Source organism: Streptomyces sp. Mut1, assembly GCF_030719295.1.
Classification (GTDB): Bacteria; Actinomycetota; Actinomycetes; order Streptomycetales; family Streptomycetaceae; genus Streptomyces; species Streptomyces castrisilvae.
On record NZ_CP120997.1, the window covers coordinates 6,734,315 to 6,753,307 of the forward strand.

The 18,993-nt window shown below is 74.5% G+C and carries 2 protein-coding genes; both read right to left on the reverse strand.

The window, feature by feature from the left end:
• Window positions 1–60: 60 nt before the first annotated feature.
• Window positions 61–18,612: a hypothetical protein gene (locus P8A18_RS29220; RefSeq protein ID WP_306059327.1), complete on the reverse strand. Its 18,552-nt coding sequence runs from the start codon at window positions 18,610–18,612 to the stop codon at window positions 61–63.
• Between the two features lie 18 nt (window positions 18,613–18,630).
• Window positions 18,631–18,987 carry a hypothetical protein gene (locus P8A18_RS29225; protein ID WP_306059329.1) on the reverse strand — a complete coding sequence of 119 codons (357 nt, stop codon included), beginning with the start codon at window positions 18,985–18,987 and terminating at the stop codon, window positions 18,631–18,633.
• Window positions 18,988–18,993 lie beyond the last annotated feature (6 nt).

The window sequence follows — 18,993 nt, forward strand, 5'->3', positions numbered from 1 at the left end:
ATCGGGCCGTGCCCGTGGTCAGCCGCAGGGAGGTGGTGCGGAGTCGGTCCGTACCCGTGGTCAGCCGCCGGGTGGGGTGGCCGAGAAGCGGCGCCCGTCGAAGTACAGGTTCAGCGGGTCGCCCCCCTCCGGTCCGAACGCGCGGACGCCGTCGCCGGGTCCGAGCACCCGCACCGGACGTCCGGCCTCCCGGGCGACCAGCGCGGCCAGGGTCGCCACGTACGCCGGGGAGTCGGGGCGTGCCAGGACCAGCGCGAGGCGCGCGGCGTCGTCGAGTCCGGCCTCCTCCACGGTCACCCGGCCGCTCTGGAGGATCGACTGGGCGCGCAGCGCGTCGGTGAGGGCATCGATCCGGGCGAGGTCATCGATGCTCACCAGCGTCTCGCCCTCGGGGAGTTCGGCATCGTCCGGGGCCCGGCGTGCCGCCACGTCCGTACGCGCCCATGCGCGCAGCGCGCCGTGCGGGTCGCGCGACCCGGTCCACGCCGGGGCGTCGCCCGACGCGGTGAGCAGCCGGGAGAGCGAGGCCACGAATGAGTCCGGACGCTCGCCCCGGGGGACCGGCGGCGGGCCGCCCGCGTCCTCGGCGTCCTCCTCGTCGCTGTCGTCCTCCGAGTCCGTGTCCGAGGCGTCGGGCTCCTCCTCGATCCCGGGCGGCGCCGGCCGGCCCGTGCGGATCGGCCAGCCCGCCGGTGTACGGGCGAAGGAGCCCGTCGGGAGTGGCACCGTGCCGTCGCCCGCCGCCGCGCGCTCCGCCTCCAGGACGGTCACGAGGTCGGTCAGGCCGTTCTGGGCGTCGCGCTGCCGGTCCGCCTGACGGGCCTGTTCGGCGAGGGCTTCGCCGACCCGGCGTTCGAGGCCGTTCACGCCCTGCTGGGCCGCGTCGAGTGCCGTGACCGCGGCGTCATGGCGTTCGGTGGCCGCGGTCAGGGCGTCGCGGGCCTCCCGGTCGGTCCGCGACGCCGTCGTGGCCGTGGCACGGGCGCGGGTCAGCGCGGAGGCCGCGGCGCCGGCCGCGTCGCGGGCCATGTCACGGCGGCGGACGGCGTCCTCGGCCGCGTGCCGGGCGGCGTCGGCGGCGCGCTCCGCCGCCTCGGACGCCGTCCGGGCCGTCTCCAGCGCGGCGCGGGCACCGTCCCGGCGTACGGTGCGGCGGGCGACCGACCCGCTGGAGCGGCTGGACCCGTGCGACCCGCCGGACCGGTCCGACCTGCCCGAACCGCCGGACCTGGAACCGCCGCGCGAGGCCGCATCGGCCACCGCCTCCCGCAGGCTGCGTTGCGTCGCCTCCAGATGTTCCCGCGCGGCGCGGACCGCCTCCTGGGCCTCCTCCGCCTCGCGGGTCGCCGCCGTCGCGCGGGACCGGCGGTCCTGGGCGTCGGCCGTCAGCTCCGCGACACGGGTGCGCCGTTCCCGGTCGGTGCGTTCGGCGGCGGTGACCGCGCGCTCGGCGGCCGTGAGGGCGTCGCGGGCGTCCCGCTGGGCGGCGCGGGCGTCGTCCAGGTCCCGCCCCGCACGCGCCACCGGGGGCTGGGCCTCGTCCAGCGCCCGGCGCGCTCCGGGCAGTTCGGCCTGGAGCCCCGCCTCATCGGCGCGGGCCGCCTCCTCCGCGTGCGCCGCCTCGTCCAGCGTGCCGACCTGCTCACGGACGGCCGCCCAGCCGGCGCCGTCCTCCTCCGGGCCGGCCGGCTCCGGCTCGCCGTCGGCGTCGAAGCGGCGGAAGCGCACGCCCTCGTCGTTGCGCAGCGCCAGCTCGACCGGACGGTGCAGCAGCGCTGCCGCGCCGGCGGCCGCGTACAGCGCGCGGGCCGTCCGCCCCGGGCCGCCGTCCACGGCGAGCCATATCTGCACGCCCTCCACGGCCGCCCCGCCGTCCGCCCGGACGCCGTCCGCCAACAGCGCCGGCAGGTCGCGCAGCGGCACCGTGCGCCAGTCGCGCAGTACGGCGTCGGCGACGGCGTCGGCCGGGGCACCCGCCGCGTGGGCGCGGGCGTCGGCGGCTTCCCGCACCAGGGCGGCACCGTCGAACGTCCCGGCGTCGGTGCGGGCGCCGGTCACACCGAGGCCCAGCAGATCGCGCTCCAGGGGGCGCATCCGCACCGTGCCCGTCACGTACCGCACGCTGTCCGGGCCGTGCACGGTGATCAGCGCGTCGGCGAGGATCTCGTGGCTGCGGGTGCCGCGCGAGCCCTCCGGGGCGCTGGTGTTGCCGTGCTTGAGCCAGTCCCGGCGGGTGCCGCTCACGGCGGCGCCGGGCCCGGGGGCCTGCGGCTGGCGGGCCAGCACCGGGACGGTGAAGTTGACGATGTGCCGGTTGTCGTCGGTGGCGGCGAGCCCGCCCTGTGCCGCGAGCCCGGCGGTGACGCCCGCCTGCGAGGAGGACGCCGCGCCGAACGTGCTCAGCCGCAGCCGGTCCACCGTCACATCCCCCGTGTCGGTGACCGGGCGCGGTCGGTACAGCTCCACCGTGAGGCGGGGCGGGGTGCCCGGCGCGCCCTGGAAGGGGTAGGCGCCCGGCATCGTCGTGGTCGGACCGGCCGGGCCGCGCGGGTGGTCCAGCGAGAGGGTGCCGGACTGGATCAGCTCGCCCACGCGCACCGCCGTGGCGTCCGCCGATCCGGAGGAGGTCAGGGAACGCCAGGAGCGGGTCAGCCCCGGGGCCACCTCGCCCAGCGCCGCGGCCAGTTCCGCGCCGCCGTCGAAAGCGTACACGGGGGCCGGGCCGTGCGGCACGAAGCGGTCCCCGGTCATCGCGGGCCGCGTGGTGGGCCGGGCCACCGGCAACGGCGCGGGCGTGGGGGCGGGGTCGCCGGTCTCGCTGCCGGTGAACCGCAGCGCGGCGGCGGTGTACACGGTGGTGGTCCGCGCCGGCCGGCCGCCGAACAGGTGCGCGATGCGGTCGGCGAGTGTCGCGTCCGCCTCGGTGAGGCTCAGCACGCCGTGCTGGAACAGGCTGCCCGGCAGGTCGAGCAGCCACTGCGCGGCCGGGGTCGACCGCACCTCGGCCACCACCCGGTACGGCACGCCCTCGAAGTCGGCGGCGTTGTCCGTCCGCTGCCAGAAGCGGTCCTCGGCGGAGCGGGTGACGCGCGCCGCGTTGCCACGCGTCGTGTCGGCGCTGAGCAGCGCGCCCGCCCGGTCGGTGCGCGGGCCGCCGGTGGGCCGCGGGAAGCGCGACTGGAGCTGCACGAACCCGGCATGCCGCACACTGCGCGCCGTCCGGTCGGTCACCGAGGAGGGCACATGGCCGAGGAACTGCTCGATGCCCGAGCCCGAAGCCGCCGGATGCCCGCGCAGCGCGCGCAGCGCGTGGTCGTCGGCGTCCGGCTCGGTGCGCAGCGTCACCTCGACCAACTGGGCGCCGCCGTAGCCGAGATAACGGAACCGGAAGCGCTGCACATGGCCCGGGCCGCGACCGGCGAGGGTGCGCAGGCCGGCCGTCGAAGACAGGTCGGCGATACGGGTCGCCACGCCCGGCAGATGCGAGGAGTGGCCGGGCCGGGTGATGCCGGGCGCCTCCTCCTCGGTCAGAGCGAGGAGCCGCTGCCGCAACACGTCGGGGCGCTGCACCGTGCGCGTCGCGTCGGTGAACTGGTCCACCGCGAGCACGCTGCCCAGACCCACTTCGCGGGAGGCCGTGAAGCGGCGCGGCAGCGGCACCGAGCCCACCGCCGGGCCCGGTACGGCAGGACCGGCCACGCCCGCGAACCACGCGGCGTGCCGCCGGATCTGCGCCGGGGTGGCCAGGAATCGCACCCCGTCCGCCAGGTCCAGCGCCACCGTCACCGCGCGGCCCTCGCCCTGCCCGAACGCGTTGCCGACGACGTTGCGGCGGCCCCGGCGGAACGTCACCAGCAGCGTCGCGTCGGCCGTGATCCGGTGCTGGGTGCCGCTCTCGGTGGCGGTGCGGTAGGCGGTCGTCGTGGAGCCCAGCGCCCGCGACCGCTCGCTCCGGGCCGTACGGGTGTAACGGCCCGACGGGTTCAGCGTGCTCGGCCGGGACGCCGGCGGCGCGCTCTCCTCCTGACCGGTGCGGTCGGCGCGGGTCACCAGGACGTCGTCGAAGTCGTTGCCCGCCGCCTGGTCGGCGGCCGGCGTCTGGCTCGACGACGTGTTGCGGACCGCGCGGAAGCCGCCCGCCCACTGCGAGGTGCCTGCCGCGCCCCGCTGCTGTGCCGCTCCGTCGGTGGCGCTCAGACCGGTCTCGAAGTACTGCGAGAAACCGTCCGTCGCCCTGGGCCGCCGCAGTGCGCCGCGGATCTCCACCGACAGCACCTCGTCCGAGGCGAGCCCCGGCAGCGTCAGGCCCTCCACCACGTAGGCGCCCTTGAACACCTGGTGCCCCCGGGCCAGCAGCGCGGCGGGGCTGCGCGCGGCGGACAGCATCTCCGCCGCCACCGTCGTCGGATCGGTGGCCGCCGCTCCCGCCAGCGACTCGCCCAGCGCCCGCCCGGCCCGCGCCACCGGACGCGGGGTGCGCCCGACGACCGCGTCTCGCACGTCGTCCAGCAGACCGCGCGCCGGATGCCCCGGGTAGGTGTTGCCGAGCACGGCGCGGAACGCCGAGTCCAGCGCGGCGGACGCCTGGAACACCTCCATGATCGCGTCGTCCGGCAGCAGCACCGTGTCCGGCAGCGCGGCGCCCTCCTCGTCGGTCAGGTCGAGCAGGTCCCGGTCGGCGTCGGTGGCCGCGCGCAGCACCGGCGCCGGGGGAGCGGCCGGCACCGGAGCCCCGGCGGGAAGCGTGCGATGCGTCGGCACCGAAAGGCGCAGCGTGCCCGGCACCCGGTCCGGCGGCGGGCCCGGCGGCTCGGCGGGCGGGGCACCGTGCGGCACGAACGGCACCTCCACCGTCTCGTGCGCGAAACGCACCGACGGCTGCTCACCGGGGCCCTCGTACAGGTCCAGCGCGAGGTCGGCCGGCACCTCGAAGACCTCGCTGCGCTGCCCGGCCCCGCTCCCGATGAACAACTGGTCGTGCCCGACGCCCAGTTGCACGCTGTTGTCGTGCCGTACCTGGTTGCCGCGCACATAGTCGCCGCTCCCGCCCAGCGTCCACGAGCCCTTCGGCAGCCCGAACGAGCCGCCACCGCCGTACGAGAGCCCGTACGACGAACCGCGGTGGTCGGCGCCCGCCGCCGACAGGGACGCCACGCCCATGCCCTGCACGTCCGGCAGCACCCGGCTGTGCACGCTGTCGCCGTCGCCGCGCACCGCGCTGAGCACCAGCCGCACCCGCCGCGTCCCGGTCGCGGTCGGGATCTCCAGGAACAGCGAGTGGCCACCGTCCAGCATGGCGTCCGTGGCGGCCCGCTGCCCCACCTCCGAACGACCCTGCTCGAACCGGCGCAGATTGTTCAACTGCGCCTGTACCAGGGCCTCGTCGGGCAGCACCCGGTTGCGTCCCGGTGTGTCGCCGGGCAGGAAGCCCTCCCGTCGCAGCCAGTTCTCGGCGTGTACGAAGAGCGGTGCGGCGCCGTCCACGGCGAGTGGCGTCGCCGTCGTGCCGACCGACCGCAGGTGCTCCAGTTCCGCGGGCAGCCGCCGCAGCTCGTCCGCCGCCGGCGCGTGTCCGTTGGCGTCCTCGGCGGTCAGCAGCCGCAGATGCATGCCGCGCGGCCAGGCGTCCGGGGTGAACTCCCGCCGGCCGCCGCCCGGCAGGTGCAGCACCAGCGTGTGCCGCACCTCGGCCGGGGCCAGCAAATGGCTGCGGTTGGTGCGGACCGCGTGCATCAGCGCCGTACTGCCGCTCTGCACCAGTTCCTCGTGCGTGCCCGCCTGCGCGGACACCCGCCCCAGCACACCGCCGCCGGGCCGTTGCGAGGCGTTCGGATGCCCCTGCGACCGGTCCGCGGTGAGCGCCGGACCGACGCTCCCGGACAGGGAGAGCCCGCTGCTGAACCGCGACTGCGAGTCCAGCTTGACCACCTGGGTCAGGTGGCTCTCCAGGTTGATCTTCCCGGCCACGCTGCGCCGCAGCGGCTCGCCCACAACGACCTCGGTCCGCAACTGGAACATGCCCAGGGCGCGCCCCGAGGTGTCGAGCAGCACCGGCGAGAACACCCCCCGGTCCCGCTGCATCGGCAGCGTGCCCCGCAGCAGCGGCTCCGACAGGAACGTCTCCAGCTCCGCCGCCGAGTCCTCGTCCAGCGTGCTCAGCTCGGTGCCGAAGAAGCCCAGCGCCTCCGCGAGCAGCCGCTGCGGCTCGGCGACCGTGTCCACGCCCCACACCGGCAGGTCGTCCAGACCGGCCGCCTCCGGCAGGTCGTCCGCCTCGTCCCGCGCGAGGTGCTGCGGGAACCAGAACGTCACCGGCCCGTGCGCCTGCGGCGGCCCCCAGGTGACCGGCGGCGCCAGCCGTGGCGCGTCCACCCGCACCTCCCACGAGGCCGTGAAGTCGTACGGCTCCGAGGGCTCGTTGCTGCGCTGGGCCGACGTCGTCTGCACCACCGTCGTCACCGACGACGTCGAGGACAGCTGGTTCAGGGTCATCGCCAGCGTCAGCGCCACGTCGACACCGCGCACCGGGATCGCCCGTGTCACCGGGAACAGGCCCGTCCACGGCAGCAGCAGCGTGCGGACCGTGCCCGACGCCTCAGCGGACACCGACTCCTGGGTGCCGATGCCGCGCCGCTCCACACGCACGTCACGCTCGGCGCCCTCCGTCTGCCCGTACCGCGCCGACGACACCGGGTCCGACAGCCGCATCCGCACGTCCACGGTCCGGTCGCGGCCGTCCACCCGGACGGTGAACCGGAAGCCCAGACTGCTGCGCACATAGGGCAGGTTGAGTATCAGCTGCTCACCGCTCGCCACCGCCCGGAGCTGTACCCGTACCGGGTGCGTGTCAGGGGCGTCCCCCAGTCCGAGGGTGCCCATCACCTGCTGGTGCAGCCCCTCCACCACCGCCGGTGGCAGCGGCTCCAGGTACACCAGGCCCACATTGCCGTCCAGTTGGGCGCCGTAGGCGAGCACGTAGGTGGAGGACGGCGCGGGCACGGGCGCCCGGGAGGTGGGCCAGTCGGGGGCTTCGGTGGCCGGAATGGGCGTGGCGTCGGGATCGGTGGGGGACTTGGTGGTCGCGGGGGTGTGGTCGTGGAGCTGCGGCCCGGAGTCGGTGACGTTCTCGATGGTGGCGAGGTAGCGGTGGGGGAGTGGCGCGAGGGTTTCGGTCGTGGCCATGAGGCCGTCGGTGCGGACGGCGCCGGCGTCGGGGTGGTTGCGGAAGAGGAAGTCGTTGTCGCGCTGTTCGTCGGGCAGGCCGAGGTAGTGCAGGAGTTCGTGGAGGAGCCGGCTGTCGGTGTGGTTGAGGTCGAGGTGGGTCTGGTCGGGCCGTGCGGGCTTGTCCGTGTGCGTGAGGGCGATGGCTTCCGGGTGTTCCGGGCTGTCGACGAGGTTGACGTTGACGTGGAACTGGTCGCCCGAAGCGGGCAGGGCGTAGCCGGTGTTGAGGTGGTGCTCCACGAGTTGCCCGAGGCGTTGCGCGAGCCGGGCGGTGTGCTGCGGATCGGCCGCGTTGACGGGGAGGTTGAGGGTGTAATCGCGTATCCATTGCCCGCTTGGGGCTTGGATACGGCGGATCTGGGCGCGGATGAGGGTGGTGGCGCCGGAGAGGAGCCCGGGCCGGGGGGCGTCGGCGGTGGGGTCGGCGTGGGGGTCGAAGCGTTCGGTGCGCAGGGTGGCGGGGCGGGTGTGGGGGCGGAGGTGGTGCCAGGTGTCGGGGTGCGCGGGCTCGGCGACACGGGGTGCGGGCCGGTCGTCACGGGGGGCGCGGCGGGGCGCGGGGCGGCGGCGTCCGGCGGGCCGGGTGCTGGGCGCGTCCTGCGGGCCGCGCGGCGCACTGGACGTCGGGATCGCGGTGAGCGGGGCCGCGTCGCTGGCCGTGTAGTGGTTCAGCCCCCAGTAGTGGACCTCCAGGACCCGGCCCGCGGTGGGTGAGCCGACGCGGGTCACCGTGCCGAGGCCGGTCGTGGGATCGGGCCTCAGCACCTCCACCGTGACGCCGAGGGTGTCGGCGAGCAGCGGCAGGAACATCTCGCCCTGGTCGCTCTGCCAGGCGCCGGACCAGTTCCGCACCGCGGCGAGGGCGTGGTTCAGCTCCTCGTCCGTGAAGGGGACGGTGCTCTCGGTGTAGGCGGAATCGACGACCTGACGGAGCTGGGCGTCGTCCAGTTCGTCGAGGGAGGGCAGCCGACCCGTGTCGCGCAGGTGGTTGAACATCTCGATGACGCCGGGGTCGGCCGGGCGGTCGGTCACCCCGTCCTCGGTCAGCGCGGCGTCGAAACGGGTGTTGAGGTCGTTCAGCTCCTCCGGCCGGCGCACCCCGCTGATGCCGTAGCGCCCGGCGGTGGCGAGGAGCTGGGACCGGTTCATGGCGGCCGTGGCCCGGGTGAAGCGCGGTGCCAGCGTCTGCCGGACCTGGCCCACCACGTCCTGCGGCAGCGGCCGTCCGCCCCGGTGCCCGTCGAGCAGCCGCTGTTCGGCCGCAGAGCGGAGGTGGTCGGCGGCGATCAGCAGATGGTTGCGGGCCTGCCGGGCGGCGGGGGAGGTGTCGCCGCGGGCGGCCAGGCCCAGACCGGTGCGCACGTCGTCGGTGCGGCCCAGCCACGCGTACGTCTCCGGGGCCTGGGTGCTCAGTCCGGGCACCCGCTCGCGGACGCGCTGCGGATCGGTGCCGATGAACGTGTAGAGGATGCAGCGGCCGTCGTCGATCGTGGGCACGGTGTTGCCGCGCGGCGCGCGTACCTGGAAGGGCTCGGAGAGGGGCGGCGGCGGTGCCGTGCTCTCGGGCTCGGGCTCAGGCTTGGGCTCAGGCTTGGGCTTGGGCTTGGGCTTGGGTTCGGGCTCGGGTTTGGGCTCGGGCTCGGGTTTGGGGTCCGGGTCGGCGTCGGATTCGGAACGGGTGTCGCCGTCCTCGCCGTCCTTGCCGTGCTCGGAGGTGCCCTCGCTCTTGGGCGGGACCGGAGGCGTCGGGTCCGGCACGGTGATCGCGGTCTCCGCCTCGGACGGGTCGTCACGGTCGTCGGAGCGCGGGTCCGAGGCGACCGAGGCGGTGGAGTCCGACTCGGCGTCGGAATCGGTGCCGTCCCCGATGGCGGGGCTGTTGCCGGTGGAGGGCCCGGCCGTCCTGGGCAGCCCGGAGCCCGGCGGGTGAGGGGTGGTGGCGGACAGCGACGACCGCGAGGGCGGCACGGCCGAGGGGCCGTTCGCCAGGACCGGCCCCGCGGCCGCGGGCAGGGCGGTCTCCGCGGCGGCGCGACGGGTGGCGGCGTCGTCGCGGCGGCCGAGGATGTCGTCCAGTGCGTGGTCGATCTCGCCGAGGCGCAGCTCGGCCCGGTCGTGCGACTCCTGCGCATCCTGGCGAACCAGCTCGGTGTCGTCGGCGTGACCGCGCGCCGCGTCGGCGTCGGAGCGCAGGTCCCGTGCGGTGCCGCGGAGGTCCGGGAGCTGTGCCTCAAGCTCCTTGAGGGCCGCCTCGTCCCGGGCGAGGGAGATCTCGGACTGCCGGAAGTTCGTCCGGTCGAGCGTCAACTGGTCCTGGATCGCGTCCAGTTCTCCGTTGATCCGGTCGACCTCAGCGGTCGCGGTGTCGATCCGCTCGGTGAGCCGCGGGTCGACGGCCGGGGGTGTCGCGGGGTCGGCCGTGGGTGTCGACGTGGTGCCGGGCCCGGGCTCCGTGGCCGGCGCGGGAGGCGCGGCGGCGGTCTCGTTGAGGGCGTCGAGAGCGTCTTGCGCCGTTTTCAGGTCGGTGACGAGACGGGCCTGCCGCCGCCCGCCCTGGGTGAGGGACTCGGTGAGCGCGTCGATCGTGCCGAGGGTGCCGGTGATGTCCGTGGTCAGCTTGTCGATCCGGCCTTCGAGGTCGCGGACGTCCTGCTCGGCCCGGTCGGCCCCGGTCTCCGCCGTGCCGGCCGCCCGGTCGGCGTCGTCGGCCGCCGTGCGCGCGTCGTCCAGCGTCGTGACCGCGCCCCGCAGTCCGTCCACCGCGTCCGACCGCAGGTTCCGCATCTCGGTCTCGTCCGCGAGGGCCTGTGCGTGGTCGCCGTGGGCGCGGTGCAGGTCGTTCGCGATGGTCTCGAAGCCGGCCCAGGCACGGTCCAGCGCAGGGTCCCCGATGCGCGGCGTGCTCTCCGTGCCCGGCGCCGAGGCGGGGGCCGGGGTGGTCCGCAGGGCGCCGTCCGGTCCGAACGACCAGAACCGCAGCCCCTCCGGGCCGCGCGTCACCAGCTCCACCGGATGCCCGGTCAGTCGGGCCGTACGGGACGACCCGTACAGCGCGAGGGCGAGCCGGGAGCCGTCCGGGTCCGCGCCGGTCGCCAGCCAGAACTGGTACCCGTCGTCGTCCGGATCGACCCCGGCGACAAGGGCGTCCGGCAGGTCGCGCGGCGGTGTGGACGCCCACTGCCCCGGCGCGGTGCCGGTCTGCGAGGCCAGCAGCGCGGGCAGATCGTAAACACGCGGGAGGGGCCGGGGCGGGGTGATGCCATGGCCCAGCGCGTCGCGCTCCTCGATGCGGAGGGTGGCCGTACCGGTGACGTGCCGCAGCCCTTCGGGGCCGCTGACCTGGATGTGCACGTCCGCCTGGACCTCGTAGCCGCGGGTGCCGTGCCCCTCGGCCGGGGCGCTGGTGCTGCCGGTCTTGAGCCACTCGCGGCGCCCGCCGGAGACGTTGCCGCCGAAGTTGCTCGGGTCGATGGGCCGTTGGAGTACGGGCGGAGTGGCGCCGACCAGATTGCGGTCGGGGTCGTCGGCGCTCAGCACGAACGGCAGGGACAGGCCCAGGGCGGTGTCGTTACCGGACACCGTGCCCGAGGTATCGGTGACGATACGCAGCCGGTCCACGGCGACGTCGCTGCTCTCGGTGACCACCCGGGGCCGGTACAGGGACACCGTCAGGGTGGGCCCCTCCGGGGTGTCCCGGAGCGGGAAGGCGCCCGGCATGGCCGGCAGCATCCCGCCGACCTGACGCGGGTTGTCCAGTGTGATCGAACCTGCCTGGAGCAGCTCCCCGAGGCGCACCGAGGCGTTCTCGTCGGAGGTGGACGCGGGCTGCGCGCGCCAGCCGCTGCCGGTGGCCGGGGCCACCTGGTCGAGGGCCGTGTAGAGCTGGTCCCAGGCGTTGAAGCCGTACACCGGGACGTTGCCGTTCGGGTGGAACAGCCCGTCGTCGCGCAGCGCGGGCTGCCCGTGCGGCGCCGGCCGCGGGTCGACCCGGGACACCGATACGGGGACCGGCAACGGGTTGCCGCCGCGCGGGTCGGCCGTCTCACCGCCGGCGAACCGCAGGGTGACGTGGGCCGGGACCCGGGTCCGGCCGCCGATCTCGCCGGCCAGGGTGCGGCTGATCCAGCTCCGGGTCGGCGCGTCGGCGTCGCTCCAGGCGATGAACCCGCGCTGCACCAGCGCGCCCACCACGTTCGGCGGCCAGTCCGTGACCCAGGTGGAGCGGACGGTGGCGACCAGTTCGTAGTCCAGGCCGTCGAAGTCGGCGGCGTTGTCGGTGCGCAGCCAGAACCGGTCCTCGGCGGTCCGGCCCCGCTTGTCGGTCTTGACACTGGCCGACGTCCACTGGGCGGACGGGCCGAGCCGGTCGGTGCGGTCGTCCGCGTCGGGCCGGGTGAAGCGGGCCGTCGGATTGAGGGTGACCCGGTGCTGCCGGCTCACCGTGTTCGCCGTGGACCGGCCCGCCGGGGTCTGCGACGTCCAGCTCTCCAGCCCCGACTTGTCGCCGGGGACGGCAGTGCCGCGGCGCGCGCCCCGGTTGGCGGCGGTGGTCGTGGGCCGGGCCGAGAACGTCACCTCGACCAGGGCCGCGCCGCCGAACCGGTGGTGCCGGAAGCTGAACCGGGCCTGGCCGCCGCCGCGTCCGATCAGCGCGCGCTTGCCCGCGGTGCTCGTCTGGTCGGCGATCAGGGTGGCGACGCCGGGCAGGTACGAGGCGTGGCCGGGGGTCGTGACGCCGGGCGCGTACCGGTCGAGGAGGCCGCGCACCTCGTTCTGGAACCGCTGGCGCTGCGCGGTGCCGGGCCGGCCGGTCGGGCCCAGTTCGGTGACCGAGGTGACCGAGGCCAGGCCCAGCGTTCCGTCCCGCACATAGCGGCTGGGCAGCGGCGGGCTCGCCAGGCCGGTGGGCGGCACGTCGGCGGGAAGCCCCTCGACGCCGCCCATCCACTGCCGGTCGCGGCGCAACTGGCTGTCGGTCATCAGGAATTGGAGGCCCTGCGGCACGTCCACGGCGAGCTGGACGGTCTGCCCGTTGGTGTAGCCGACGAAGTTCGCGAACGCGTTGCGGTGCCCGGAGCGGATGGTGATGACATAGGTGAGGTCGGCCGTGACCCGGTGCTGGATGCCCGTCTGGGTCGGTACCCGGTTGGTCGTCGTCGTACTGATCGAGGTGTCGGACTTGTCCGCCTTGCGGTCGTACTGGTAGCGCAGGGACGGGTTGAAACGGGACGGCTGCCGGGTCTCCGCCGTGCTGGGCTGCGGAGCGGAGGTGGCACCGTCCTGCTGCGAGTTCGGCTCCGGGTCGGTGGCGGGGGCGGGCGACTTCGGGTTGTTCTGTGTCGCCGTGCCCGCCAGCCCGAACTGGTGCGTCTTGCCAAGACCCTTGAGCTGCTGCGCCGAGTCGGCGGCGGCGACGTCCGACTCCATGTACTGGCTCGTGCCGGACGTCAGCCGCGGGTGGTGCGCGACGGCCTGGATCTCCGCGGAGAGCTGCCCGTCGGCGCCGAGCCCCGGCAGGGTCAGGCCCTCCACCACGTAGCTGCCGCCGAGTATCTGCTGTCCGCGCGCGACCAGCGAACCGGGCGAGAGCGCCGCGGTCCGGGACTCGGCGGCCACCGTGGTGGGGTCGGCGAACGGGTTGCCGGTGAGCGAGCTGCCGACGAACCCAGCGAAGCGGCTCAGCAGCGAGGGCGCCGGGGTGAGGGAGACCGGACCGGGGGCCGGAGCGGTGGTGCCGGTGGTGGGTGCCGCGCCGGTGACGATGCGCTGGAAGGCGTCCTGGAGGGCCGCCGAACCCCGCATCACGTCCACCAGGGCGTCGTCCGGGACCCGCACCACGTCCGGGCGCGGTCGGCCGGTGCCGTCCGTCAGGGCCAGCCGGTCCCTGTCGAGCCGGGAGACCGGGCGTACGGTGAACGGCTCGCCGGCCGGCTCCGGCGCCGGGGCGTCCAGGGTCCGGCCGTGGGGCACGCCCAGCCGGACCGTGCCCGGCACCCCCGCCGGCACGGTGCCCGGCGCGGACTCCAGGTCACCGGGCGGGTGCGGCCGGGGCTCCGGGGTGCCGAAGCGGACCCGCGGCCCGGGGCCCGTGCCCTCGTACAGATCGAGCGTGAGGCGGGCCGGCACGTCGAACTCGTGGGCGTCCTGGCCCGAGCTGATGAAGAACTGGTCCTGACCGACTGTCGACGAGGTGGTGTTGCCGAGCGAGGCGTTGCCGACGTACTGGTAGTCGCCGGTGCCGCTCAGTGTCCAGGCGCCGTTCGGAGTGGGAATACTGGGGCCGCCGCCGAAGCCGAGGCCGCCGCTGTAGCTGTTGCCGAGCCTGCCGTTGCCGCCGGCCGTCGAAGACGACACGCTGATGACGGCGATGCCCGGGAGAACCCTCCTGTGTACGGGCGGCCGGTCCGCGTCGGCGATTGCGCCGAGCACCAGCCGCACCCGGCGCCGCCCCGTCGACGAGGGTGTCTCCAGGAACAGCGAGTGCCCACCGTCCACCATGGAGTCGGTCGCGCCCCGCAGCCCCAGCCCGGAGCGCAGCTCCAGGAGCCGCCGCAGGTTGTTCAACTGCGCCTGCACCAACGTCTCGTCGGGCAGCGAGCCCCGGCGCGGCGCGTTCGCGGGAGGGGGCAGGAAGCCCTGGTCGCGCAGCCAGGTCTCGGCCTCCGCGAACAGCGGGGCCGTGCCCTCCACGCCGAGGGGCGCCGCCGACTGCCCGATCGAGCCGAGCGACGCCAGCTCGGCGGGGAGCTGTCTGACCTCGGACTCGGCCGGCGCGTGGCCCCGGGCGTCGTCCGCGCTGAGCATGCGCAGGTCGAGGCCGTGCCGCCAGGTTCCCGGCGCGTACGAGGCGGTGCTGCCGTCCGGCCGGATCAGGGTGACGGTGTACGAGACGTCGGCCTCGGTCAGCAGATGGCTGCGGTTGGTGCGCAGCGCGTGCACGGAGGCCGCCGAGGAACTGGTGCCGAAGGCGTTCTGCGCGCCGAGCTGGAGGGTGCCCTTGCCGCTGAAACTCCCGCCGAGGGAGCCGGTGGCGTCCGGGTGGTCCGCCCGCGTGTCACCGGTGAACGACGGGCCGATGCCGCCGGCGAGGGCGACACCGCTGTTGAACGTGGTGTTCTGGTCGTTCTTGACCGTGTTGACGAGGTGGCTCTCCAGGTTGATCTTCGCGTCGATGCTCTTGGCGACCGGCGCGGTCGGCGTGACCCGCGCGTCCAGCCGCACCATGCCGACGGCCCGGCCGTTGCCGTCCGTCAGCACCGGCGAGTACAGCCCGCCGTCGCGCTGCATCGGCAGCGTGCCGCGCAGCACCGGCTCGGAGAGGAAGTCGGCGAGCTGCGAGGAGGACGTGGCGTCGAGGTCGGCGCGGAAGTGCGCCGCCGCGCCCTCGTACAGGCGCCGGGGGTTGAGCACCGAGTCCACGCCCCACAGCGGCAGGTCGTCCAGGAGGGCGGGAGCGGGCAGTTCCTGGGCGGGGTCGGCGTCCGCGTCCACCAGGTGCTGCGGGAACCAGGCGGTGACCGGCCCGTGCTGCCGCACCGGCGACCAGCCGTCGACGGGGTGGCTGTCGGTGGTCGGGGCGGTCGGCGTGGCAGGGGCCACGCGGACCTGCCAGTTGCCGTCGAAGTCGTAGGCCCGGGACGGCTCGGCGCTGCGCTGGGCGGTGGTGGTCTGCGTGACCTGGGTGACGGTGACAGAGCCGTCCGCCTGGTTGTGCGTGATGGTCGCGGACAGCGCCATGTCCAGCGAACGGACCGGACCCGCCGACGTGATCGGCAGCGAACCCGTCCAGGGCACGGGGATCGTCGAGAACGTGCCGGACGGCTGCGCCGAGACGTTCTCCCGGGTGCCCTGGCCGCGCCGCTCCACATGCTTGTCGGGGTCACTGGTGTCCAACTCGCCCTGCCGCGCGGACGGCCGCCCCCCGTCCAGGGCCAGCCGCACGTCCACGCTCCGGTCGGTGCCGTCGACGCGCAGCGTGACGCGGTGGCCGCCGAGGCTGCGCAGGTACGGCAGGTGCTGGGCCATCTGGGTCGCCGACAGCACGTCCCGCAACTGGGCGAGGACCGGGTCGTCGGGGCGCGGGGCCGGCCGGCCGAGGGCGGTGATCACCTGCCGGTGCACGGCGTCCACGACATCCGGCGAGAACGGCTCCATGAGGACGAGCCCGACCTGCCCGTCGTGCCGCTGCCCGTAGCCGCCGAGGTAGGAGGGGCGGGGACCGCGCCCACCGGTCGTCTCCGGCTCGGGGTCCGGGTCCGGATCGGGCAGCGGAGCGGTGTCACCGTCCGCCGTGGTGAGCGTCAGCACCGGCACTACCGGCGGGGGCGCCGCCTCCTCGGAGGTGACGACGGGCGGGGGAACGGTTGTGTCGTCCGGGACCGGCGCGGACGTGGTGCTGATCGGGACCATCGGCATGGCTTCGGAGTCCGAGACCGGGTCGACGGCGGGCGCGGTGACGGGCGTTGTGGCGGGCGGGACGAGCGGCGCCGGCGGGTCCGCGCCGAGGTCGCCGGTGACCGGCACGGGCGGCGTCGCGGCGTCGCGGCGCTCACCGTCGGGGCGCGGCCGGGGCGCGTCGGCGGGGTCGCCCACCAGCGTGGCGATGAGCTGGAGGTGCCGGGGCCGCAGCCCGCCCGCCTGGTAGCCGGCCGGCTCCGGCGAGGGGGCGGGCACGGGGGCGCCGGTGACCGGGGGCGCGTCGCCCATCAGGCTTTCGTTGCCGCCGCGGTGCGGCGCGGCCGGGTCGAGGCCGCTCTCGTCGCGCAGGCCGAGCTGGTGGCCGATCTCGTGCGCCAGCGCCGAGTCGGAGATGTCCGCCGGCCATGAGTGGTGCGTGGTGGGCACGCCGTCCGCCGGGTCGGTCAGGGCGACGTCCAGGTGCGCGGTCTGCCCTTCGGCGGCCGGAATGACAGTGACGTGCAGCCGGCTGCCGTCGGGCAGGCGGTGGTCCGGGGTGTTGAACACCCTCCGCACACCCTCTTCGAGCCGCTGCCGCACCCCGTCGACCTCCGGGCCGAGCTGCGGGTCGCCCGTCACGCGATAGGTGACGGTGAGATCGGTGACGGGCTCACCGCCGTGCGTGAACTGCCGTACGTCGAAGGAGGAACGCACCACGTACTGCGTCGGCCTGCCGTCCGGACCCGTGGGCCGCGAGACCGGGTCCACCCACGTGTGACTCCGCGGCGTCGGCGTCGCCCCGTTCCGCGCCTCCTCGAAACTGCCCGGCGCGGGGTGGGACGCCGGGGTGGCGGGCGGCGTCGGAGTCAGGACCACCGGCTCCCGTACGTCGTTGGCGACGGGGCCAGGTATGTCGTTCCGCACGGGGTGCAGCCCGTCGTTCTGGACCGGGTCCGTCGTCGAGTCCGACGACGAGTCGTTCCGGACGGGGTCCGGCGTCGAGTCCGAGGAGGATGTGTGCACGGGCGTCGGGCGGGGGGCGGGGCTGACGGCCGGTGCGTTGCCGGGTATGCCGTCCGGGGCGGTTCCCTGGGGGAGACCGGTCGGCGGCGGTGTGGTGCTGCCGGTGACGATCGGCTTGGGCGCTTCGGTGACAGGGGCGTGGGCGGCGGTGTCCCCGGTGCCGTCGGGGTCGGTGATGTCGCTCTCGGCGATGCTGTCGGTGTCACTGAACACGGAGTCCGTGTCCGAGCCGCCCTCGGTGTCGGTGTCGCTGTCCACGCCGGTTCGGACGTCCGTGTCCGTGTCCGTGTCGTTCGCCGTTGTGTCGTCGGGCTGCGGCGAACTCCCCGGACGCGGGGTGCCGTTGCCGGTGTGCGGCTGCTGCTGAACGGTCTGCGCCGGCGTCGGATTGCCGGGCACCGTCACCGGAGGGGTCGGCGTCGGCGTCCGGGTCGACGGATCGGTCACCGAGTTCACGTGGGGGTCGGTGACCGGGTCGGTGACCGTGACGTTGCCGTCGAGGTCCGGGACATCGCTGTGGACGTGGACCCCGTCGATCTTGACGGGGTCCACGTGCACGCCGTCGAAGTGGACGCCGGACGGACCGTCGGCGGTGACCTTGCCGCCCGTCACGTCCACGTTCAGGTCGGGCGACTGGGTCGGAGGACGGAGGGTGACCGGGCCGTTCCGCCCGCCGCCCGTCGGGGACGGGCCCGGTGTCGGCACACCGTCGCCCGGCCCCGGGGTGGGCGTGCCCGGGCCGGGGCCCTTGCCGTCGCCATTGCCCGGGCGGGGAGCGTCGTCCGCCGTGGAGTCGTCCGGCGTGTCCGGGAGGTGCGCGGTGTTCACGGTGGGCGGCTTGGTGAAGTTGAACTTGTTGCCCAGGGCGGACGCGCCCTGCCCCAGATGCCGTTCGCTGACCGCGCTCAGCCCGCCGCCCAGGAAGGTCATCGGGCCCTCGACGGGGAGATGGAAGATCGCCGCCGTGGCCAGCTCGCCCAGCGCCTCCGCGCTGCCCTCGGTGAGGAAGTGTCCGATGTCCTCACCGAGCTCGTGCTTGATCCTGTCCCCGAGGCCGGGGGGCGCGGTGGGGGGCGGCTTGGGCAGCGGGACCGGATTGGGCTTCGGCGTGGGGGTCGGCTCGGGGCCCGGCTTCGGCGTCGGCTTCGGGTCCGGCCGGTGGGAGGGCCCGTCGTTGAGGTGATGGTTGTCGAACTTGTTGTTGTGGAACTTGTTACCGTTGCCGTCGATGCTCTTGAACGGGTTGTTCCCGCTGCCCCAGAGGTTCTTGAAGTTCTTCTTCAGGTTCTTGAGGATGTCGTTGAGGAACCCGTGGAACAGTCCGGTGAACGCGCCGAAGACACCGTCCTGGACGATCTGCGACCAGTCGAAGCCGTGCGGCCGCCGCCCCTTGGGCGCGCCCAGCATCATCGCGAGGCGGACCGCGAACGTAGTGAACGCCTCTTCGATCATCTCGGAGAGGGTCGGCAGCAGGTGGGTGCGCTTCATCAGCCAGTCGAGCAGCGTGAGGATCGCCACCCGGCTGCGTGCCTTGGCGACCGCCGCCTGGCTGGAGGCCGAACCGCCGGTGAAGATGGACAGCGCCATGATGATGGCCAGTTCGATCAGCAGCCGGATCAGCTCGGCGATGATCTGCCACTTGGCCTCCATGATGTCCATGGAGGACTTGGTGCGCGCCTTCTCCAGATCGTCGAGCTGGTCGGCGAAGTCCTTCAGGTAGTTCTTGCCGCCACTGTCCAGGAACAGGTGCATGGCCTTGACGTACTGGTTGCCCACCCGCGGCGGCAGCGAGCGCCCCACGCCACCCGCGGTCTGCTCGATCAGGTCCGACAGGTCACGCACCCGCCGCCCCAGCCGCCCGTAGGGCCGGCCGTTGGCGAAGGCCATGTCCTCGTCGGCCTGCAGCATTTTCTCACCGATCAGCACGAACAGCAGATTGTTCAGCTGCGGTGAAACCTGGATGCTCATGGGGTGCGGTCCGGTCCGTCAGTGCCTGCCGCCGCCGGAGACGTTGCTGTTGTCGATGTGGGACTCGTGGATCGCGTCGAGGTTGCCGCCCAGCGTGGTCAGGACGCTCTTCAGGTTGGCGAGCGTGCCGTCGCCCACGCCGACGATGGCCTCGGTCAGGGCCTTGCCGGTGCTCACCGCGCCCTCCCGCTGCTTCTTCTCCTGCGGGACCATCGTCTTGGCGTAACTGTCGTCCTTGCCGGGCCAGTCACTGGTCGCCGACACGTCGTGGAAGAACTCGTTGAACATGTCGACTGCGTAGTTGCTGATGGCCTGGAGCTGCCGGGTGCCGCCGGTCAGGCCGGGGAAGTTGGCGTAGTACGCGTTTTCCGTCATCGTCTC

What these genes read in the sequence shown, in the direction of transcription:
- P8A18_RS29225 (WP_306059329.1), bottom strand. Translation starts at nt 18,987, where the DNA reads ATGACGGAAAACGCGTACTACGCCAACTTCCCCGGCCTGACCGGCGGC.
- P8A18_RS29220 (WP_306059327.1), bottom strand. Translation starts at nt 18,612, where the DNA reads ATGAGCATCCAGGTTTCACCGCAGCTGAACAATCTGCTGTTCGTGCTG.